Below are 20,369 nucleotides of genomic sequence, written 5' to 3'. Positions count from 1 at the left end.
GTCTGAACTGATCTTTCAAAATAAAATAATCAGTTCAAATCAGGAGAAAAGATGAAATATAAAGAGTATAAAAAACTGGACCTCGTAAACGTAGGAGAAGAAATACTAAAGTTTTGGGAGGACAACCAGATTTTTGAAAAATCGATTAGTAGTAAAGAAGGGAATCCAAATTTCACCTTTTACGAAGGGCCTCCATCGGCCAATGGAATGCCTGGTATTCACCATGTAATTGCCCGAACGATAAAAGACATTTTTTGCCGATATAAAACTTTAAAAGGATATCAGGTAAAACGAAAAGGCGGATGGGATACGCATGGTTTACCAGTAGAGCTTAAGGTAGAGAAAGATTTGGGTATTACCAAGGAGGATATAGGAGTGAAAATTTCTGTGGAAGAGTACAATCAGAAATGTAGGGAAGCGGTAATGAAATTTAAAGGAGTTTGGGATGACCTGACCAAAAAAATTGGGTATTGGGTTGACCTTGATAATCCTTATATCACTTTTGAAAAAGAATATATTGAAACTTTATGGTATTTGCTCAAAAAGCTATACGATAAAGGACTTTTATATAAAGGATATACAATCCAGCCATTTAGTCCAGCTGCCGGTACTGGCTTGAGTTCTCATGAACTGAACCAACCTGGAACTTACAGAGATGTGAAAGATACTTCCATCACGGCACAATTTAAGGTAAAAAAGGATGATAAATCTCAATGGTTATTTGAAGGTTTAAGTGAGGAAAATGTATTCATCCTTGCCTGGACGACTACGCCATGGACTTTGCCATCAAATGCAGCCCTGGCCATTGGTGAAAGTATAGAATATGTGAGAATTAGCACATACAACCAATATACTTTCGAGCCGGTTACTATTATACTGGCGAAAGATCTGGTTGGAAAATATTTTTCTGCAAAACAAAAGGAAGCTGTTTTTGAGGATTATAAACCCGGAGATAAGGTTGTTCCTTATAAAGTATTGTCTTCTTTTAAGGGAAAAGAACTGGTTGGGATAAATTATGAACAACTTTTACCCTACGTTCAGCCAGAAGGAGAAGCATTTAAGGTAATTCCCGGAGATTTTGTGAGTACTGAGGATGGAACCGGAATTGTACACATTGCGCCAACTTTTGGTGCGGATGATGCCAGAGTTGCTCAGCAGGCAGGAATTCCAGCCATTCTTGTAAAAGATGAAAATGGCAAAGATATGCCGTTGGTGGACCGTCAGGGACGATTTGTAAAAGAAGTGACTGATTTTCCTTTGCATTATGTGAAAGCTGAATATGAGGAAGATGAAACAGTGGCTAAATCAGATTACAAACCCACCGATGTATTAATTGCCATAAAATTAAAAGAGGAAAACAGAGCTTTTAAAGTTGAAAAATACGAACACAGTTATCCACATTGCTGGAGAACTGACAAGCCTGTTTTATACTATCCGCTTGATTCGTGGTTTATCAAAACCACAGCCTTGAAAGATCAGCTCATTGCTGCCAATAAAACCATTAACTGGAAGCCGGAAGCCACCGGAACCGGAAGATTTGGCAACTGGCTGGAAAATCTGGTGGACTGGAATTTATCACGATCAAGGTATTGGGGAACGCCTTTGCCAATCTGGAGAACTGAGGAAGGCGATGCCGAGCTTTGCATTGGTTCAATTGAACAATTGAATGATGAAGTGAAAAAAGCGGTTGAGGCAGGTGTGATGCCAGCTGAATCAAAATTATTGAAAAATGGGGAATTGGCTGATCATTTCGACTTGCACAGACCTTATGTAGATGATATCATTTTGGTGAGTGATAGTGGGCAACCTATGCACAGAGAACCAGATTTGATTGATGTCTGGTTTGATAGTGGAGCGATGCCTTATGCCCAATGGCATTATCCATTTGAGAATAAGGATATTTTTGAGAAAAGCTTCCCGGCAGATTTCATTTCCGAAGGAGTTGACCAGACCAGAGGATGGTTTTTTACTTTGCACGCTTTAGCAGTAATGCTGGAATTTCCTCAAAGTCCTGTTTCTTTCAAAAATGTAGTTTCTACCGGGTTGGTATTGGATGAAAAAGGAGAAAAAATGTCCAAAAGGAAAGGGAATGTGATCGATCCTTTTGATACTTTGGCGACTTACGGCCCAGATGCTACCAGGTGGTATATGATTGAAAATGCTCCACCTTGGGATAATTTAAAATTCAGTCTTTCAGGAATTCAGGAAGTACAAAGGAAGTTTTTCGGAACGCTTTATAATACATATTCATTCTTTGCCCTCTATTCCAATCTGGATAATTTCACTTTTAAAGAGGCTGAAATTCCAATGGCTGAAAGGACAGAAGGTGATCAATGGATTATTTCCAAACTGAATAGTTTAATCCTCGATGTGGATAAAGCTTTGGGTGATTATGAACCTACTAAAGCGGCTCGTGCTATTCAGGAATTTACGGTAGATGACCTGAGTAACTGGTATGTGAGACAAAACAGGAAAAGATTCTGGAAAGGGGAATATAATAAGGATAAAATGGCGGCTTACCAGACTTTATATACTTGTCTGGAAACCATTTCTAAGTTAATGAGTCCCATTTCACCATTCTTTGCCGAAAGATTATTTAAAGATTTAAATGAAGTTTCTGGGAAAGAATCAGTAGAATCTGTTCACTTGAGTGATTTCCCTAAGGCGGATGAATCGGTGATTAATACCGATCTGGAAGAGAAAATGGCTTTGGCGCAGAACATTTCTTCATTGGTGCATTCGCTTAGAAAGAAGGAATCATTAAAAGTAAGACAGCCTTTGCAGAAAATTTTAATTCCTGATTTGAATGAGAAAGTCACCAGACAAATTAAGGAAGTAGCTGAAATCATTAAGGCTGAGGTCAATATTAAAGAAGTGGAATTCCTGGACGATTCTTCAGGGGTTTTAGTAAAAAAGATTAAGCCTAACTTCAGAAAACTAGGACAGGAATATGGTAAATTGGTAAAGCATATTGCCGGGGCAATTAGTAAGTTTGAGCAGGCTGATATTTCTCAGTTGGAAAAAGAAAACCAATACAAACTGGAAATTGAAGGACAAGAAATTACCATTACTCTGGAAGATGTAGAAATTACTTCTGAAGATATTCCAGGCTGGTCAATAGCTAAAGACAATGGGCTAACTGTTGCTTTGGATGTTACTTTGAATGACGAATTAAAACAGGAAGGAATCGCCAGAGATATTGTAAACCGGGTTCAGAATCTGAGAAAAGATATGGGCTTGGAAGTGCAGGACAAAATTACCATAAAAGCGGAAAAAGGAGAGGAATTGGTAAACACTGCCCTTACCACTTTTAAGGAATATATCTGTACAGAAACTCAGGCATTAGCCCTTTCCATTGAAGAGAGTGTTGCCGATGGCGCTGAATTAGAATTGGATGAATTTAAAGTCAGGTTATTGGTTGCTAAATCATAAATACAAAAAAGGGATCAAAATTTTGATCCCTTTTTTCATAGCATTTGCTAAGGTTTTGCAGGTAATAATTTTCCCCTCACTTCTCCAAAACCAACTCTAATTTCCCCATTTTCTGCAAATCCCCGCATAATTACAGTATCATTATCTTCCAGAAAAGTTCTGGTATTTTCTCCATCCAGTTGAATAGGATTTTTTCCTCCCCAGGATAATTCCAGCATGGAACCGAACTCATTTTCTCCCTTTCCACTAATCGTTCCTGATGCCATCATATCTCCCACATTCACATTGCATCCGTTTATGGTATGATGAGCTAATTGCTGGCACATATTCCAGTAGAGATAACCAAAATTGGATTGACAGATTAAGTTTTCTTTTCCCGATTCTGGCTGTAAATACACCTCCAGGTTAATATCATAGTTTTTATTTCCTTCGTACTTTAAATAGGGCAGAACTTCAGGCTCCTGTTCGGGGCCATTGGTTCTAAATGGCTCCAGGGCTTCCATAGTCACGATCCAGGGAGAAATGGATGATGCAAAATTCTTCCCTAAAAATGGACCAAGGGGTACATATTCCCATTTTTGAATGTCCCTGGCCGACCAGTCATTAAAAATTACCATTCCGAAAATATGATCTTCAGCTTTTTTGGTTGAAATACTGGTTCCCAATTCAGTTTCTTTCCCAATTACAAAAGCCATTTCCAATTCAAAATCCATTCTGGAGGAAGGACCAAACACAGGTTTTTCTGCTCCTGGTGGCATTTTTTGTCCTTTGGGCCGGGTGATATCAGTACCCGAAACAACAATTGAAGATGCTCTTCCATGGTAGGCCACTGGTAAATGTTTCCAGTTGGGAAGTAAAGCATTTTCCGGATCTCTAAACATTTTACCAACATTAGTAGCATGCTCTATGCTGGAATAAAAATCAGTATAATCACCAACTTTCACAGGCATCAGCATTTTTACCTGGTCCATTTTCACCAGCGCTTTTTCTACTACATCCTGTATGGCTTCATCACATAACAATTCCTGAAGCCTTTTTCTTAAGCCAGACCAAACAGGTTTTCCTAAAGCAATATAATCATTGAGATAAGCACTTAAAAATACACTTTCCTCAATATCTAATTCTGCCAATAAACCCAATGACCATAGCTGGTCAAGCTGAAGGACATCTTCTCCAATGGCTACACCCACTGCTGGCTGATTCTCTCCTATCTTGTAAATTCCGTAAGGAAGATTATATATTGTAAAGTCAGATTTTTCAGGTATTTCTACCCAGGTTTTTAATTGGGGAATATTCATTTTTTTAGTTGTTATTGGTTACCGAATTCAGAATTATCTTATTTCCATATAGATTCCATATTCATTTTTTCTCTGATTCCTCAAATTATTCTATTATAAAAAATCAGATATATTTTTAACTAAGATAGTTTCCTTGGTTAATAAAAGCATTCATTTTTAAAAAAATTAGTCAACCTGTATCTTTTTTTTGATTCATCCCGTACATTAAATTATATAATTAGATAATTATCTAAATATTTAAATGAAAAAATTCTTTAAAGCAGTAGACGATATTACCAGACGAGAAATTCTTGAAATGTTAAAGACAAAGGATATGACTGCAGGGGAAATTTCTGATGCATTTCAAATCAGCAAACCAAGTATTTCCTATCATCTGGATTTATTAAAACAAGCAGATTTAGTCATTTCAGAGAAAAAAGGCCAATATGTTTATTACTCGCTCAATACATCTGTTTTAGAGGATGTAATTAGCTGGTTGATGAGCTTAAAAAAGGCCGGGGGAACCGAAGACAAACAAAAATAAAATTTAAGAAAACTTCACTTAATGAGATTTAAAAATGAAAACTGACCAGTTTATTAAAAGAGAATGGATTGGAATAACCTTCCTGATTATTCCATTTGTAATGCTTATTTATCTTTGGAATGATTTACCAGAAAAAATCCCTGTACACTGGAATATTGAAGGAGAAGTAGATCGATATGCCGGGAAAGGTTTCGAACTATTTTTGTTACCCCTTATCAATGTATTTACTTACCTTGTAATTTCCATTTCTTATTACATTGACCCCAAAAACAAACTTAAATTTTCTTTAAATACCCTTACGATATTAAAAACTGTGATTGCAGGATTTGTAACCATGCTGTTTTCGGTAATGTTGGCAATTTCATTGGGTTTTCCTATCAATATGCCCGATGTTGTTCAATATGGAATTATATTACTTTTTCTGGTAATTGGTAATTATTTGAGCAAAATCAGACCAAATTATTTTATGGGCATAAGAACTCCCTGGACATTGGAAAATGAGGAAGTCTGGAAGAAAACCCATCGCCTTGGTGGAAAAATCTGGGTTTCTGGTTCAGTCATTTTATTAATAACCAAAATAATTTTAGCCAACCATTTACCCTTTCCATTATTCCTGGGGTTTATTGTTGCTATGAGTTTAATCCCTGTAATTTACTCTTATATTACCTTTAAGCAATTAGAAAAGAAAAGTGCATAAAAAAAGAAGGATGTCCAAAATTCCGGACAGCCTTCTTTTTTTTATAAGATATTGTCTGTTTATCTTCCCATCCAGCCTCCATCAACGGTCACAATAGACCCACTCATATAATCTGAAGCAGATGAAGCCAGGAATACAATGGGGCCTTTAAAATCTTCAGGACTTCCCCATCTACCAGCTGGAATTCTCGCTAAAATAGCAGGATTTCTATCTTTATCAGCTCTTAAAGCAGCAGTATTATCTGTAGCAATATAACCGGGTGCAATGGCATTAACCTGTACACCTTTTCCAGCCCACTCATTGGATAAGGCCATAGTTAATTGTCCAATAGCCCCTTTACTGGCCGCATAACCTGGTACAGTAATTCCACCCTGGAAAGTAAGTAACGAAGCTGTAAAAATAATTTTACCGCTTCCTCTTTCTACCATATCCTTTCCTATTTCTCTGCTCAATACAAATTGCGCATTCAAATTCACCTCAATCACTGTATCCCAATATTCATCGGGATGTTCAGCTGCAGGTTTTCTTAAAATTGTTCCCGCATTATTCACAAGAATATCGATAGTATCATTTTCCGCCTTTACTTTTTTAATAAAAGCATAAAGTGATTCCCTGTTAGAAAAATCACATTGATAAGCTTTAAAACTTCTACCCAATGCTTTCACAGCCTTTTCTACTTCACTTCCTTCCAACTCTAAAGAAGCTGAAACACCAATAATATCGGCTCCGGCTTCAGCAAGTCCTAAAGCCATACCCATGCCTATTCCTCTTTTACAACCTGTTACTATAGCTGTTTTTCCGGTAAGGTCAAACATTTGATTTCCCATTGTTTTATTTCTTTTGTTTTGGCAAATTATTTAAGCACATCTGTTCCGGCTGGGTCCATATCAGTAAATGCCTGATTTTCACCACCCATAGCCCAGATAAAGGTATAAGCAGCAGTACCTGCTCCCGAGTGAATTGACCATTCCGGAGAAATAACGGCCTGCTTGTTTTTCATCACCAAATGTCTGGTTTCGGTTGGTTCACCCATAAAATGCATTACTGCTTGGTCTTCAGCAAGATCAAAATAGAAATATACTTCCATTCTCCTGCTGTGGGTATGAGGTGGGAAGGTATTCCAAATACTTCCGGATTTCAGCTCAGTAAAGCCCATTACCAACTGGCAGCTTTTGATGCCATTTTCATGGATATATTGAAAAATCGTCCTTTCATTAGAAGTAGCAGGAGCTCCTAATTCCACAGGATTCGCTTCTGCTTTTACAGCTTTTGCCGTTGGATATTCTTTATGAGCAGGAGTAGAATTAATGAAAAACTCTGCAGGTGTATTTTTATCAGCACTTGAAAAAACGATCTCTTTTTTCCCTTTACCCACATAAAGACAATCTTTATTTTCCAATGAAAATACTTCTCCATCAACACTTACACTTCCTTTTCCTCCCACATTAATAATTCCCATCTCTCTCCTTTCCAAAAAATATTCAGCTTTGGTTAAAGCCTCAAATGAAGGAAGTTCCAAAGCCGCATCAAGTGGTTTAACTCCAATGGTAACCATCCTGTCGTACATAGAATAAACCCCTGTGATTTCTCCAGGAACAAATACTTTTTCGATTAGAAAATCCTGTCTTAATCTTTCTGTTGTGTAATTTTTTGCATCAACCGGATTGGCTGCATATCTGAGTTCCATAGTTACCTGATTTATATATTTTGAATTAAGGAATTTAAATTTTGGGCTAAATCAACAATCCAATTTCAAGGAGCATTTTGTCAAAAACTATCTAATTGATTTACAATTAATTAGATCAACAAAACTCTGAATAATAAGGGCAATAGTTTTGACTTTAGCCTCTTTGCGAATTAAGGAAATTCTTTTTAAAGAATGTAATTATTAAATGGGGAAAAGGCAAGAAAAATCACGGTAACGTTTCCGTTTAATACACTTTTAAAGGACTAATTTTAGTATCTCTCTTTTTACTTCATGTTTTCCTTCAAAAATGATTTCTTTGGTTTTTTTGCAAAGTTTAGTCATTTTATTCACCAGATATTGTTGTCTTTCAGGATTGTAATACTGGTCCTCTTTCCCGATTACCACATAAAGTTGGGAGGCTTCCGGGACAAATTCAAGCTGTTCTTTAGTGAATTCTCTTGGAAATTCTCCTGCCCACATCACCAGTTTTTGAAAGGGTAACTTTCTTCTGGCAGCCCATCTCCATATAGTAGAAACACCCTGGGAAAACCCAAACAGATTAATATTTATCTTATTCAGGTCCAATCCTTCAGTTTCTTTTTCAAAAATTGAATCGAAATAACTCCACTGGTTTTCTATTTCCAATTCCCGATTTTCCTTTGTCATCCAGGAAGCTCCCACATGGCCGTAGTTGCTATCCAGGTAAAATTTTGAAAGACCTTGTGGAGCAATTAAAAAATCAGTTTCGACATCTAAAAGGTCAAAACGCCTGATAAAGTGTCTGGTCAATTGACCGTATCCATGGCACACAAACCAAAGGTTCTTTGTTTTTTCTGAAAGGATACCCTGGGTAAAATAAGTAGTTTTTATACTGATTTCAACTTCTTTTTCCATGGTAGAAAGTTATGGTTTAAAACCCGAAAACAGATTTAAATTTCATCTAATAAATGTTTGTAATCATTCCATGTTTGCTCCTTGGGCAATGAAGCAGAAAGCCGGATAGGTTCTTTTTTTACAGGATGTTCAAATTCTAGTTGAAAGGCGTGTAGATGAATAGAACCCCCTTTATTTTTCTCAGGATAACCATATTTAATATCTCCTTTTATGGGACAGCCAATTTTAGCCAGTTGTGCCCTGATTTGATGAGGTCTTCCGGAAATTGGATTCACTTCCAGCATATAATATTTATGTACCTTCCCAAGAATTCTGTATGACAAATCCGCCAGTTTTCCTCCCTTTTTACCATTTTCATAGGCTCGTGTGGTATTCTTAAAGTGATCTTTTACCAACCAATGTGTAAGCCTTGCCTCATCTTGCGGGGGTTTTTCTTTTACTAAAGCCACATAAGTCTTCTTCACTTTTTTATTTTGAAAAATCCCGTTCATTCTTTCAAGACCTTTGGAAGTTTTAGCCAACACTACCAGTCCGCTCACTGGTCGGTCCAGCCTGTGAATTACCCCACAAAATACATTTCCTGGTTTGTTATATTTATCTTTTAAATATTTTTTTACTAACTCAGATAAGGGTTCGTCCCCCGTTTTATCTCCCTGTACTAGAATTCCCGGAGCTTTATTTACAGCAATCAGGTGGTTATCCTCATATAATACCTCAAATGGTTTCATGGTCTCTTATGTTTTTATTGAAATTAGGCTGTAACACTGTTTTTATAGGTAAGAAGCTCCACCTTTTTCCCATCAAATACCGAATAGGTATTATTTTCAACCCAATCGCCTATGTTAATATATTTGCTATTGGGGTTTACTTCAAGTTCGTAGGGAATATGCCTGTGCCCCATCAAATAAAAATCATGATGAGTTTTCGCCTCAATTTCCTTACAGTAGATAAAAATAAATTCTTTTTCCCCATAAAACTTCAGCCCTTTGCTCATTTTTCGGTGCTTTTTCCCGGTAGACCATTTTAGAGCAAACCACATCCCTATATTGGGATTGAGTACTCCAAAAAGCCATTGGCACAATTTATTGGTAAACACCAATTTCAGTAATTTATAACCCGTATCTCCCGGCCCCAGTCCATCACCATGTGCCAGATGAAAATGCGTTTGATCAATTAAAACTGAAGTTGGTTTGTAATAAACTTTTATCCCAAGTTCTTTCTCAAAATAATCGAACATCCACAAATCGTGGTTTCCGGTGAAAAAGGTAATCGTAATTCCCGAATCGATAAGCTCTGCAAGCTTTCCCAAAAACCTTATAAATCCTTTTGGAACGACAAATTTATATTCAAACCAAAAATCGAAAATATCACCAAGCAGAAAAATATGCTGAGCATCTTTTTTTATATCATCTAACCATTTTATGATTAATTTTTCCCTCACCACACTTTCTTCCGGAGAAGGAAAACCCAAATGGAAATCTGAAGCGAAATAAATTTTTTTTCCAGGTTGAAGGTTAATTTTCATAAACGAGATTCAAATTCAACTACTCTTAGTTTAATATGGATTGAGTCTGATTTTCATAAAAAATAAAAGCCAACAAATACGAAATTTGCTGGCTTTTAAAAAAATTCTTTGAAGCGAATTAAATTCTTCTTTCTCTTACTTTTGCGGCCTTACCGTATTTACCTCTTAGGTAAAATAATCTGGCTCTTCTTACTTTTCCTTTTCGGATAACTTCGATTTTTGCAATACTTGGGGAGATAAGTGGGAAAATTCTTTCAACTCCAATGCCGTTTGAAATTTTTCTTACAGTGAAAGTTTCGCCATTTCCACCTTTATTTCTTTTCTGGAGAACAGTTCCCTGAAACTGCTGAATTCTTTCTTTATTTCCCTCACTGATTCTTACGTGAACGTTTATAGTATCGCCAGGACCAAACTCTGGATGAGCAGCCTTTTGGCCATTATATTCGCTTTCGACTAATTTTATTAAATCGTCCATTTTATTAAATATTTTTTCACTCAATTTAAAAAGGAGTGCAAATATAGAAATTTAATCTTTAAGTTGTTAATTCTTAATTATTTAATTAAAAAAAATATAAAAAAACAATTAATCTAACTACACATCATACTAAAGTAGTATTTTTCATGCGTTGTTTATTCCATAAAAGTGGCAATTTTTTTAATCTTTTAGTCCTCAATATAAATGGAAATTACTGATACAACTTTATCAAAAAAAATTCCCCACTGCTTTCATTAAAAACTCAGCTTCATATCCTTCACAGAAAAATGAATAAAATTGATTATTCCATCGTGATTCCTGTATATAATAGCGGACCTACCCTGGTTCAGTTGTTTAATGAACTTGATGAATTTTTCAGCAGTATTCAACAAAATTTCGAAATTATATTTGTGAATGACTTCAGTTCGGATGATAGCAAATCAGTGATCAACCAACTGAAATCCCAATATCCTGCAAAAATAAAATTGTTCAATCTCCCCGGAAATAAAGGCCAGCATTTCGCTACTTATTTGGGACTAAAATCGGCAAAAGGAGAATACGTAGTTACCATGGATGATGACCTTCAAGTAAAACCCAGGGAAATTCTAAAATTAATTAATCAACAGAAATTAACTCAAGGAGATTTGATATATGGTTATTTCCAGGACAAAAAACATGGAAAAATCCAAAACCTGGGCAGCTGGCTTGTATTAAGTTTAATCTCCCTGATCTTTAAACCTCTGAAAGGGATCAGTTCCTTTCGGCTTTTAAAAAAAGATTTGGTTCACCAATTAAAATCTGGAAAGCCTAAAGTATTATACCTGGACATTCTGTTAAATTACCATGCTGCAAATCCTGATTGTGTGGAAGTTGCTCATTGTATTCGTGAGTTTGGAAAATCAGGTTATAATTACTTTAAGCTCTTCAAACTTTTTTCCCAGCTGGTTATAGGGATTTGTATTTTAAAATGGTTTCCTTCAAAATTATCTACTGAAGTCAATTGATGAATTATTTTTAAGGTAGGTACTAATCGCAGAAAATGGCTTCTACCATATGGTTAATTCTGAGGTTGGAGCTTTCCGGGATGGAACAAACTTCCTTTTTTCCGGTATTCAATTCTGTAAAAAAGCACTCATAGTGATGACTTTCCTTGAAAACCAATTCCAATTTCCAGTTTCCAATTACACCGTCTTTAATGTAGCTGTGATACACATCTTCTAAGGTTAGTTCTTTCATGGTGTTGTATTTTTTGGCATTAAAAAATTACTTTGCCACTCAATTATCTGATAGAATTTTATTCTTGAGGTTTATTAAATTCTTATAAATGAGATGGTTCTATTAATTTACGAACAAAAAACATTAAATTCATTACATTTGAATGATAATCAGTGTTTTAAGCAAAAAAAATTTATTTGTTTTTTCCCAAATTGGGAAAAAACCCCAATATAGAAACACATTGTTATTAAAATTATGAAGATATATCAAAGTTCATTCACCTTACCTGCATATAAAAGAGGATTCCACTTGGTCACTTCTAAAATTGAAAATAACATAGAAAACCTGAGTAACATAAAAAAAGGCATTGCACATATATTTATCCAACACACATCGGCAAGCCTGACCATCAACGAAAATGCGGATCCTACGGTAAGGACGGATTTCGAAAGCCATTTCAATGTGATGGTACCTGAAAATGCGCCTTATTTTATCCACACTTATGAAGGACCTGACGATATGCCTGCCCATATCAAGTCATCCATGTTGGGAAGTTCGGTTTCTATTCCAATTACCAATGGCAGGTTTAACCTGGGCACCTGGCAGGGAATATATTTATGTGAACACAGAGACTACGCCTCTGGAAGAAGAATAGTGGTTACCATTTATGGAGAATGACAGATTTAACTTCTGTTAGTTATATATACCCCAACCAAAGTGGTAAAAATACCTACATAATGCAGTGTTAATAATTGTTCCCCATCCCAAACACCCCAGAAAATAGCAACAACCGGGATAATATAGGTCACTGAAGAGGCAAAAACAGCAGAGGTTTGTTTAATCATTCTGTTAAAAATGACCAGAGCAATGGCCGTACTCATAATTCCTAATAAGCCAAGGTATCCGAAAGCACCCCATGCTTCTGTTGGTTTTGTTTCGAATTTTAAAAAAACATCGGTAGTCATGAGGTAAAATACTGATATTGGGCCTACAAGGGAAATCGCAACTGAGGTTAATACAAGAGAAGGAATTTCTGTTAAATAAACCTTGATCACATTGGTACTTATACCATAACATATTGCTGCAGCAATTACAAAAAACACATAATAATTGATTTGCCCAAAGCTGCCATCACTGCTTACAAAGCTGAGACTGAAAGAACCCAAAAAAGCTATAGTTAATCCTGTTAATTGCCTTTTACTGATACCATATTTAAAAACAAATATCCCTATCAGGAATGTAAAAAGCGGGGTGAGCGCATTTAGTACACCGGTTAATGAACTTGCTAACTGAGTTTGGGCTTTGGCAAATAAAAATGCAGGAATAAAATTGCCACATAATCCCATTATCAGGATGTATTTCCATTTTCCTTTTGGAATTTTTTTAAATTTTAGAATGGCAACAGGTAGCAATACAATACACGCCCAGAAAACTCTGATTGCTCCTGTCTCCGCTGCATTGAAAACCAAAAGTCCCCGCTTTATTAAAATAAAGGAACTTCCCCAAATGATAGAAAGCAATATTAAAAGTAACCAGTGTCTAAGTTGTGGTTTCTGTGTGTCTTGTGGCATTAAGCAAGTGTTGTTTTGTAATTATTTAGCCACAAGTACCTAAGAAAAGCTTTTGGCTGTTCTGCAAAGTAGTACCAGTGCTTAGATTTGCCACAAAATTGAGAAAATTAGAGGGAAATATTGGTTATATCCCTGATTTCTAAGGTTAATTTTTTGATAAAACTAAAGGATTAAAAATCGAATTCAATATTTTCATCATCTTCTAAATTATTATCCTTTTTTATCAGCTTGGGATCACCTTTGTAATCTACATTGCTTCCAAAAGCTGATTTAATATCCAATGCCCTTGATGCGAAAACCCTCGCATTACTTATTCCATAAGCAGCTACCTTTACAACTTTGGCATCCAGTTCAAATGCATTTACCTCGGAAGCTCCAGCTACACCCAGGCTCATTTCATTAGTTTTACCCTTCAGGTTTAGTTTAGAAGCTCCAGTAACATGCACCCTAAGTTCATTTGAAGTAGTATGGGCATCACACTCCACTGCACCCAGGAGCCTCAAATTAAGATCATTAGTATTTATGTTGGTGATTTTACTTTTTATTGCCCCTTCAAGTTTTATATCAGTTAATGAGGGTACTGTTATCACCAGGTTTACCATATTGCTTTTTGCTCTTGAAGAATTTTCATCCTCCTGCCTTATCCAAAGTTTATCTCCATTTTTTTCTACTATTAAATTTTCCAGTGTTCCTCTGTCCACATTAGCCGATACTTTGTAACCCTTTCCTCCTCTCAATTCCAGATTAAAAGCCCCCGAAATTCTTAATTCATCGAAATCCTTAATATCGAAATCTCTGGTATTGGTATTGGAATTTTCCGATTCTGATGTGCTTGCTTCAGTTTCTTTGCAAGTTTTGCAATTCAGTCCATCTTCATTAAAAACCCAAATATTACTTCCTAACTGATTAAATGAATAACCATTGGAATATAATGGGTAGTAGTTTAGAATGGTAGATAGGTCTTCGGACAAAATAAATTCTTTATTGTAAGGGATATACATTCTTAAATCTAATCGCTGACCTCTGTATGGAGTATTGTCTTTTAATTTGAAGTTAGAATCAAAAACAAAGATTGAATCGGAAACCTGAAAATTATAATCAATATTTTTTGCATTTTCAATGGCAAACTGCCGTGTTTTTCCCCGCGATTCAAACCTTTCCACCAATTCTATTTCCTCCTTATCGTGTCCACTAAGCGTTAGTTTTATCTTGGTGATTTCTCCTTCAAAATCATTATTATACATTCCAAATTTAATTTTTTCTGCCGGAGGCTGATAAGTAGTTGTCTTTTTAAAGGTGCCTTCAGTTTGAAATTCTGTCACAAAAATTGGAATGGTTACTCCTGCCCCGATTAGTGCCAGAATCCAAATTCCAAGAAACCCCCAATTGGCGAGCGGACTGGTAATTATCCTCTTGGCAATTAAAGAGAGGCCTAAAATTCCAACAAAAATAAAGGGGACCCAGACAGTAATGAATGCAAACAATAATCCAACAGGAGGAAAACTGCTTTGAAACATATTGATGGAGAGATCGCTGGCATCGAATGGAAAACCAAACATGGATACCAGTGATGAGGTTTCCTGAAAGCCAATCATACCAAAAATAACGCTCAGCAATACGACTAAAACAATGGTAACGATAAAGGAAATAAATACCAGAATAATTCCCAGTAGGGTGGTGAGCACTGTAAAAAAGAATCTGGCAATAGGTTTTAAATCTGTATCCAGATTTTCAATGATCATAGAGATTAATCTGAAGGGAAAAAGCAATATTTTAGCGAAAATATTCTCCTCCTCATCTTCATCCAGGTTCAGACTGTCTTTAATTTTTTGCTCAATATTAGAAAGCGTAATGGGTTCGCCTTTCATCTGCATTTTTTCCGTAATCGATCTTGCTTCGGGAGTAATAAACCAAACTACCAGGTAAACTATAATCCCAACGCCTCCCAGAAATGTACCGATTACAAATAATAACCTGATCAGGTTTACATCTAAACCAAAAAAACTTGCAATTCCGCTGGCTACACCTCCCAATACACCGTCTTCACCATCCCGGAATAATCGCCTAACCGATTCATCTTCTTCCAAATCGTCTGAACCGGGAATGACTACCCATGCCACAATGTAAATGGAAAGTAAAACCCAAATCATACTGGATTTCAAGATAAGCCCAAAAAAAGGCAGCAGGAAAAACAACCTTATCCAAAGTGGATCGAAATTGAAATAATGGGCTATTCCTGCACACACACCACCAATCAACTTCCTTTTTTCATCTCTGTAAATTTTCTTTTGTCCTTCCCCCCTTTCCTCCTCAAAGGCTTTCCTTTTAGTTTTAGCTTTTGGTTCTTTTCTCTCTTCCCTGGAATTTGTCCCTGAATGGGGTTCATCAGAATAAGTTTCGTCCACAATTTCTTCAGCTGCCTCAAAATCTGAAATTCTACCCATTGTTTCAATCAGGTCATCTACATCTTTGGAGGTAATTACCTGTTTAAACTCTGTCAGTTTAGCCAAAAATATTTCGGCAATTCTGCTTTCAATATCTGCAATTATCTCTGTGCTATCCTCATAAGTAGAAAAATAGCGGTTGATAGATGCCAGATAGTTTTTCAATTTATCGTATCCATCTTCCTCTATATGGAAGATTATTCCCCCAACATTTATGCTTATATTTTTTTTCATTGTCAATTCTCTTTAAGCAGTTGACTTTATAATCTATGAACAAAAATTTCTTTAACTAAATCTACTCCTGACCTTCACCATTCCCTTCTGCTTTTTCTTCGGCATCATTTTCTGCCGGCTTTTGTGTTTTTTTTGCAGATTTTGTAGTTTGTCTTTTTGATGGAGCAGGTTTGGTTTTCTTTTCCACTTCCTTTATCGGATTACTCTTTTTTTTCTTACCATCAATATGCTCCAGGATTTGATTGGTTGAGGTAATTAATTCTTCCCAGGTGTTGGTAAGTTGCGCTAAAAAACCAATGCCTTTTTCTGTTAAGGTATAATACTTTCGGGGTGGCCCTGATGTGGATTCTACCCACTTATAATCTACAAGTTCTGCTTTTCTCAACCGGGTAAGTAAAGGATACAGCGTTCCTTCGACTACCATCATTCTTGCACTTTTAAGCTCGGCAAGCACATCAGTTGCATAAACTTCTCCTTTGGAGATAATTTTCAATATGCAAAATTCCAGAATACCTTTTCTCATCTGCACCTGGGTATTTTCTAAATTCATAATCCATCAAATTTGAAATGGCTATACAGGATATTTGTAGTTTTTATTATGGGTGGTGTGGTTAGACAATGACTACTCTACTTACTCTTATGTCGCAATTATCAATTGTCATTCAGTAGTTTGGCATTTTCAAATAGATGAAAGCCTGTCTCACATTCTAACACAACAAATGTATAAAAGGTTCTATGTAAAACAAAGTACCATCTTAAATTTACTAGCTGGCAATAAACTATAATAAATTCTAAGGTGGGTAAACCTTTTACATTAAGATGAAATAAGGTAATATTAATGGTCGAATTGGATTTTGGGCGGGAATCCTCATAATCACAATAAATTTTCATTTATTTGTTTCTTGTAAGAAAAATAATCCATTTTTTAATCATTACTAAAGCCCAGCTTATAAAAAGGAACGCTTCTGTTTATGCCTGTTATTCATCGTCCAAAGTTTACTCCTCCCATTTTTCTAAGAAATAACCATTTACACACTATCTTTCCGGTATTGTTCAGAAAGGTGAAAGATGTAAATTATGTCAGGGAAAGATTAAACCTAAAAGATGGAGATTTCATTGATCTGGATTGGCAAAAAAATGATTCAAAGAAAGTTGCCTTGCTTATTCACGGTTTTGAGGGCAGTACCGATTCCCTTTATCTAAAAGCAATGGCTCACGCCATGCTTAAATCGGGCTGGGATATAGTAGGAATGAACCTAAGAGGCTGCAGTGGAGAATTAAATCATTTGTACAGATCTTATCATAGTGGAGCTTCTGAAGATGTGGAGGAAGTGGTAAATTACCTTGCAAATCAGTACAATTATGAAGAATTGATGGTAATTGGCTTCAGCCTTGGGGGAAATATGACCTTAAAATATCTAGGAGAAGCAGGAAAAAAACAATCTCCGGATATCCTAAAATCTGCCGTAGCAGTATCTGTGCCCTGTGATCTGGGTAGTGCGGCTGATACCATCAACAGGTTTTACGCAAATCGCTTTTTGAAAACCCTGAAACCAAAATTAATTCAGAAAATAAAAAAGTATTCCTCAGCATTGACAATTGAAGATGTAAAAAAAATAAAAACACTTCGGGAATTTGACGATATTTATACCGCACCAGTTCATGGTTACGAAAATGCAACTGATTTTTATTCGAAATGTAGCAGCAGGCATTTTATCAAAAACATAGAAATACCAACATTACTCATAAGTGCACTAGACGATCCCTTTCTTACAAAAAAATGTTTCCCTTTTAAAGAGGCGCAACAAAATCCTAACTTTTATTTCCTTGCCACCCAGAATGGAGGCCATGTAGGATTTGTTGAGTTTAATGCAGATGGGGAATACTGGCTGGAAAAAAGGATTGTAGATTTTGCATCAAATAAATTAAGCATGGCGTCAAATTAAACCACTAATGCTGACAAGATTTTTGGAAAGCAGACTTTATTAATAACAACAGGAATTATCTTTATTAATTAATTGATAAGTTGATTAAATTTTTTAAATTTTTTTTCCCAGGCCTGATCCTGGTTTTACTGTTTATCACCTCTATTCTTCCTCAAATAAACAGGAAAATTGCCGTAAAAAAAGCGCGCAAGATAAAGGTGAAAACCATCGAATTGACTCAACAGGAAAGGTTGAACCTGCTGATCAGACACGAAGGAGTGAAGGATTATTTCCGTGTGGAAAACGATGGCCTTTCTATGTTTGCCTCACCTCAGGATAAGGCTGCAGGAAATGTTGAAACTAAAATTTTTTTTAATGAAGTAGGGTTGTTCACCAATTTAATCAATTCTCTTGAACCAGATAGTCTCTTTACCTTATTGGCTGAAAAGGGAATAACTAAATTTTCTGATCATGGCATAAAAAATCCTAAAGTCTCTCCCAAAAAGTCAGAATTTGAAAATCCTATTTCCACCCCACTTGAAGGAATCAAAATAGCTATTGACCCCGGCCATGTGGGCGGAGGGATGAAGCTTGCTATGTTGGAAGGAAAATACATAAAGTCTGTAAATTCTAATGGGGATACAGTTGAATTCAATGAAGGAAACCTTGCCTTACTGACTTCTAAATTATTAGCGAGTTATCTGGAGCCTCTTGGAGCGGAAGTGATGCTTACCAGACACCGTTTAGGGGAAACCGCATTTGGAAAAACATTTTTAGAATGGCTCGATCAGGACTTTCATCATGCGATAAAATCGGAGCAGGAAAATGGAAATATCGATAAAAAAACTGCCAATTATTTTTTATACAAAGCCACTCCTTCAATTATTTATCATCGGTTTTTTAAGGGTTTGGATTTTAAGGAAAGAGCGAAAAAAATAAATGAATTTAATCCGGATTTAAGTATCGTGATTCACTATAATGTAGATGAAACCAATTATTTTGACCGGACCAGATCCAGAAAAATAATTTACCCCACGGCAGAGAATTATTCCATGGTCTTTGTACCCGGTAGTTTTCTAACAAAGGAATTGGTGGAGCCCCGGAGCAGACTTGAGTTTTTAAGGTTAATATTTTCCGATGACCTTGATAAATCTCTTGGGCTTGGAGAAGAAATTGCCCGACAGTTTAATGATCACTTAAAAGTGAACTATGTTCACCCTAAGAAAAATCTTTCTTACATCAAACATACTACAAAGGAAACTCCTTTCGAAGGCGTATTTAGCAGAAATTTAGTCCTTACCCGACTCATCCGGGGCCCAGTTTGCTATGGGGAGCCTCTTTGCCAGGATAACATCTTGGAAATTGATGCCCTTTCAGCAGGGGAAATAGATCTCAACCTGCTAAAAGGACCCAAAAGAGTGGAAGAAGTAGCTACAGCCTACTTCAATGGTATATTAGGTTACTTTGGTATTGTGAATCAGTAATATTTATTCACTCACTACGTAATCGAACAATAATTTGGAAGCAGTGGCTAATGCCTCTACACCTTTCGCTTCATCTTCCAGGTTTTTAGATAGTAACACCAAAACATATTTTTTACCATTTGGTAACATCAATAATGCAGAATCGTGATGAACACCGGTTATCCAGCCTGTTTTATGAGCCACTTTTACATCTTGAGGCAGTTTGGCAGGAATAATTTCATTATATTTCTGATCAAGTAAAATATCAATCATTTCTTCTGAAGCGTCTTTATTTACTACAGTTCCATTACCAAGGCCTTCGAATATTTTCATTAAATCATAGGCTGTAGTGGAATTGCTTAACCCCTTCCGGTAAGCTTTAATATCTTCTACTCCTCTTAACACATTTATTTTTGGAGCTCCAAGCTCACGCATAGTTTGAGTAATATTTTTGGCATCCACCATTTCCACCAACAGGTTTGTTCCCAGGTTGCTGCTTTCAATAATCATTTTATACATCACATCTCTCAATGGCCACAATTGTCCTTCTTTTTCAAAAAGCGTCTTTTCCGAGTCCGAAGATGAATCTAAAATAAAAGTTGAGGTATCTACAATGCTTTTGAATCGAGTGTAAATCATAATGGAATCATCCAGGTTTAATTTTCCTTCGTTGGCTTGTTTATAAACCTCAATCATCACTGGAGTTTTCATGGTGCTTGCAGCATGAAATTCTTCATAAGCATTAATCAGCAAAGAATCTGAAGGATTATCCAATGAAATATATGCCAGCGCAAAATCTCCTTTTACCTCTGCAAAAGTTTTTTTTATTTCATTAGCTAACTTTTGTCTCTTTTCCTCTTGTGTTTCCGCCTGCTTACCACAGCCGGCCAGGGCAATAATTAAAAAAAGTAAATAAGTAAATTTTTTCATTTTATGTGTATTTGAAGATTGTTGTTGGAGCTTGCTTAAAATTAAAACCTGCTCAT

19 protein-coding genes are annotated in these 20,369 nt (G+C 36.1%); 7 read left to right on the top strand and 12 right to left on the bottom strand.

What is annotated here, in order from left to right:
- The first annotated feature begins 51 nt into the window (after nt 1–51).
- The gene (ileS, locus tag A3EM_RS0124880) at nt 52–3,432 is read left to right on the top strand and encodes an isoleucine--tRNA ligase (protein ID WP_020530964.1); all 3,381 of its coding nucleotides are present in this window, start codon (nt 52–54) and stop codon (nt 3,430–3,432) included.
- Between the two features lie 47 nt (nt 3,433–3,479).
- Here the strand turns inward: ileS and fahA are convergent, their stop codons facing one another.
- On the bottom strand, nt 3,480–4,730 hold the full coding sequence (gene fahA, locus A3EM_RS0124875; RefSeq protein WP_020530963.1) for a fumarylacetoacetase: 1,251 nt from the start codon (nt 4,728–4,730) through the stop codon (nt 3,480–3,482).
- A 241-nt stretch (nt 4,731–4,971) separates the two neighbouring features.
- Here fahA and A3EM_RS0124870 point away from each other — a divergent pair, with 241 nt between their 5' ends.
- Entirely contained in the window at nt 4,972–5,253 is a 282-nt protein-coding gene (locus A3EM_RS0124870) for an autorepressor SdpR family transcription factor (protein ID WP_020530962.1), read from the top strand.
- A 34-nt stretch (nt 5,254–5,287) separates the two neighbouring features.
- Nucleotides 5,288–5,950: an SdpI family protein gene (locus A3EM_RS0124865; RefSeq protein ID WP_020530961.1), complete on the top strand. Its 663-nt coding sequence runs from the start codon at nt 5,288–5,290 to the stop codon at nt 5,948–5,950.
- Nucleotides 5,951–6,009: 59 nt separating this feature from the next.
- Here the strand turns inward: A3EM_RS0124865 and A3EM_RS0124860 are convergent, their stop codons facing one another.
- The 6 genes from A3EM_RS0124860 to rplS form a co-directional block, all read right to left on the bottom strand.
- A complete protein-coding gene (locus A3EM_RS0124860; protein ID WP_020530960.1) occupies nt 6,010–6,777 on the bottom strand; it encodes an SDR family oxidoreductase in 768 nt (255 codons plus the stop codon).
- 26 nt (nt 6,778–6,803) lie between these two features.
- The gene (gene kduI, locus A3EM_RS0124855; RefSeq protein WP_020530959.1) at nt 6,804–7,637 is read right to left on the bottom strand and encodes a 5-dehydro-4-deoxy-D-glucuronate isomerase; all 834 of its coding nucleotides are present in this window, start codon (nt 7,635–7,637) and stop codon (nt 6,804–6,806) included.
- A gap of 255 nt (nt 7,638–7,892) precedes the next feature.
- A complete protein-coding gene (locus A3EM_RS0124850; RefSeq protein WP_020530958.1) occupies nt 7,893–8,531 on the bottom strand; it encodes an alpha/beta hydrolase in 639 nt (212 codons plus the stop codon).
- Nucleotides 8,532–8,566: 35 nt separating this feature from the next.
- Entirely contained in the window at nt 8,567–9,259 is a 693-nt protein-coding gene (locus A3EM_RS0124845) for an RluA family pseudouridine synthase (RefSeq protein WP_020530957.1), read from the bottom strand.
- A 23-nt stretch (nt 9,260–9,282) separates the two neighbouring features.
- Nucleotides 9,283–10,056, bottom strand: coding sequence for a UDP-2,3-diacylglucosamine diphosphatase (locus A3EM_RS0124840; protein ID WP_020530956.1), 774 nt, complete (start codon nt 10,054–10,056; stop codon nt 9,283–9,285).
- Nucleotides 10,057–10,174: 118 nt separating this feature from the next.
- Nucleotides 10,175–10,531, bottom strand: coding sequence for a 50S ribosomal protein L19 (gene rplS, locus A3EM_RS0124835; RefSeq protein ID WP_020530955.1), 357 nt, complete (start codon nt 10,529–10,531; stop codon nt 10,175–10,177).
- A 287-nt stretch (nt 10,532–10,818) separates the two neighbouring features.
- On the opposite strand from rplS, the gene A3EM_RS0124830 reads away from it, so the two are divergent.
- Nucleotides 10,819–11,535, top strand: a complete 717-nt coding sequence (locus tag A3EM_RS0124830) for a glycosyltransferase (protein ID WP_020530954.1) — start codon at nt 10,819–10,821, stop codon at nt 11,533–11,535.
- A 22-nt stretch (nt 11,536–11,557) separates the two neighbouring features.
- Here A3EM_RS0124830 and A3EM_RS0124825 read toward each other — a convergent pair whose 3' ends face one another.
- Complete coding sequence (locus A3EM_RS0124825; RefSeq protein WP_020530953.1) at nt 11,558–11,767, bottom strand: hypothetical protein; 210 nt, start codon at nt 11,765–11,767, stop codon at nt 11,558–11,560.
- Nucleotides 11,768–12,001: 234 nt separating this feature from the next.
- Between A3EM_RS0124825 and A3EM_RS0124815 the strand changes: the two genes are divergently transcribed.
- The gene (locus tag A3EM_RS0124815) at nt 12,002–12,424 is read left to right on the top strand and encodes a secondary thiamine-phosphate synthase enzyme YjbQ (protein ID WP_020530951.1); all 423 of its coding nucleotides are present in this window, start codon (nt 12,002–12,004) and stop codon (nt 12,422–12,424) included.
- Nucleotides 12,425–12,429: 5 nt separating this feature from the next.
- On the opposite strand, the gene A3EM_RS0124810 is transcribed toward A3EM_RS0124815, so the two are convergent.
- From A3EM_RS0124810 to A3EM_RS43620, 3 genes are all read right to left on the bottom strand, one after another.
- Nucleotides 12,430–13,317, bottom strand: a complete 888-nt coding sequence (locus A3EM_RS0124810; RefSeq protein WP_026210577.1) for a DMT family transporter — start codon at nt 13,315–13,317, stop codon at nt 12,430–12,432.
- Between the two features lie 170 nt (nt 13,318–13,487).
- A complete protein-coding gene (locus A3EM_RS0124805) occupies nt 13,488–15,995 on the bottom strand; it encodes a PspC domain-containing protein (RefSeq protein WP_020530949.1) in 2,508 nt (835 codons plus the stop codon).
- A gap of 61 nt (nt 15,996–16,056) precedes the next feature.
- Nucleotides 16,057–16,545, bottom strand: a complete 489-nt coding sequence (locus A3EM_RS43620; protein ID WP_020530948.1) for a PadR family transcriptional regulator — start codon at nt 16,543–16,545, stop codon at nt 16,057–16,059.
- Between the two features lie 421 nt (nt 16,546–16,966).
- Between A3EM_RS43620 and A3EM_RS0124790 the strand changes: the two genes are divergently transcribed.
- Together A3EM_RS0124790 and A3EM_RS0124785 are read left to right on the top strand one after the other, a co-directional pair.
- Entirely contained in the window at nt 16,967–17,941 is a 975-nt protein-coding gene (locus tag A3EM_RS0124790) for a YheT family hydrolase (RefSeq protein WP_020530946.1), read from the top strand.
- A gap of 197 nt (nt 17,942–18,138) precedes the next feature.
- Entirely contained in the window at nt 18,139–19,404 is a 1,266-nt protein-coding gene (locus A3EM_RS0124785; protein WP_157638070.1) for an N-acetylmuramoyl-L-alanine amidase, read from the top strand.
- 3 nt (nt 19,405–19,407) lie between these two features.
- Here the strand turns inward: A3EM_RS0124785 and A3EM_RS0124780 are convergent, their stop codons facing one another.
- Nucleotides 19,408–20,313, bottom strand: coding sequence for a serine hydrolase (locus A3EM_RS0124780; protein WP_026210576.1), 906 nt, complete (start codon nt 20,311–20,313; stop codon nt 19,408–19,410).
- Nucleotides 20,314–20,369 lie beyond the last annotated feature (56 nt).

Source organism: Flexithrix dorotheae DSM 6795, from assembly GCF_000379765.1.
Lineage (GTDB): Bacteria > Bacteroidota > Bacteroidia > Cytophagales > Flammeovirgaceae > Flexithrix > Flexithrix dorotheae.
This window is presented reverse-complemented; position numbering and strand designations above follow the sequence as displayed.

Excerpts from the sequence above, each read along its gene's own strand:
- A3EM_RS0124805 (WP_020530949.1), bottom strand. The coding sequence starts at position 15,995 with ATGAAAAAAAATATAAGCATAAATGTTGGGGGAATAATCTTCCATATA.
- rplS (WP_020530955.1), bottom strand. The coding sequence starts at position 10,531 with ATGGACGATTTAATAAAATTAGTCGAAAGCGAATATAATGGCCAAAAG.
- fahA (WP_020530963.1), bottom strand. The coding sequence starts at position 4,730 with ATGAATATTCCCCAATTAAAAACCTGGGTAGAAATACCTGAAAAATCT.
- A3EM_RS0124870 (WP_020530962.1), top strand. The coding sequence starts at position 4,972 with ATGAAAAAATTCTTTAAAGCAGTAGACGATATTACCAGACGAGAAATT.
- A3EM_RS0124815 (WP_020530951.1), top strand. The coding sequence starts at position 12,002 with ATGAAGATATATCAAAGTTCATTCACCTTACCTGCATATAAAAGAGGA.
- A3EM_RS0124840 (WP_020530956.1), bottom strand. The coding sequence starts at position 10,056 with ATGAAAATTAACCTTCAACCTGGAAAAAAAATTTATTTCGCTTCAGAT.
- A3EM_RS0124850 (WP_020530958.1), bottom strand. The coding sequence starts at position 8,531 with ATGGAAAAAGAAGTTGAAATCAGTATAAAAACTACTTATTTTACCCAG.
- A3EM_RS0124780 (WP_026210576.1), bottom strand. The coding sequence starts at position 20,313 with ATGAAAAAATTTACTTATTTACTTTTTTTAATTATTGCCCTGGCCGGC.
- A3EM_RS0124830 (WP_020530954.1), top strand. The coding sequence starts at position 10,819 with ATGAATAAAATTGATTATTCCATCGTGATTCCTGTATATAATAGCGGA.
- A3EM_RS0124865 (WP_020530961.1), top strand. The coding sequence starts at position 5,288 with ATGAAAACTGACCAGTTTATTAAAAGAGAATGGATTGGAATAACCTTC.
- A3EM_RS0124790 (WP_020530946.1), top strand. The coding sequence starts at position 16,967 with ATGCCTGTTATTCATCGTCCAAAGTTTACTCCTCCCATTTTTCTAAGA.
- A3EM_RS0124860 (WP_020530960.1), bottom strand. The coding sequence starts at position 6,777 with ATGGGAAATCAAATGTTTGACCTTACCGGAAAAACAGCTATAGTAACA.
- A3EM_RS0124810 (WP_026210577.1), bottom strand. The coding sequence starts at position 13,317 with ATGCCACAAGACACACAGAAACCACAACTTAGACACTGGTTACTTTTA.
- A3EM_RS0124845 (WP_020530957.1), bottom strand. The coding sequence starts at position 9,259 with ATGAAACCATTTGAGGTATTATATGAGGATAACCACCTGATTGCTGTA.
- kduI (WP_020530959.1), bottom strand. The coding sequence starts at position 7,637 with ATGGAACTCAGATATGCAGCCAATCCGGTTGATGCAAAAAATTACACA.
- A3EM_RS43620 (WP_020530948.1), bottom strand. The coding sequence starts at position 16,545 with ATGAATTTAGAAAATACCCAGGTGCAGATGAGAAAAGGTATTCTGGAA.
- ileS (WP_020530964.1), top strand. The coding sequence starts at position 52 with ATGAAATATAAAGAGTATAAAAAACTGGACCTCGTAAACGTAGGAGAA.
- A3EM_RS0124825 (WP_020530953.1), bottom strand. The coding sequence starts at position 11,767 with ATGAAAGAACTAACCTTAGAAGATGTGTATCACAGCTACATTAAAGAC.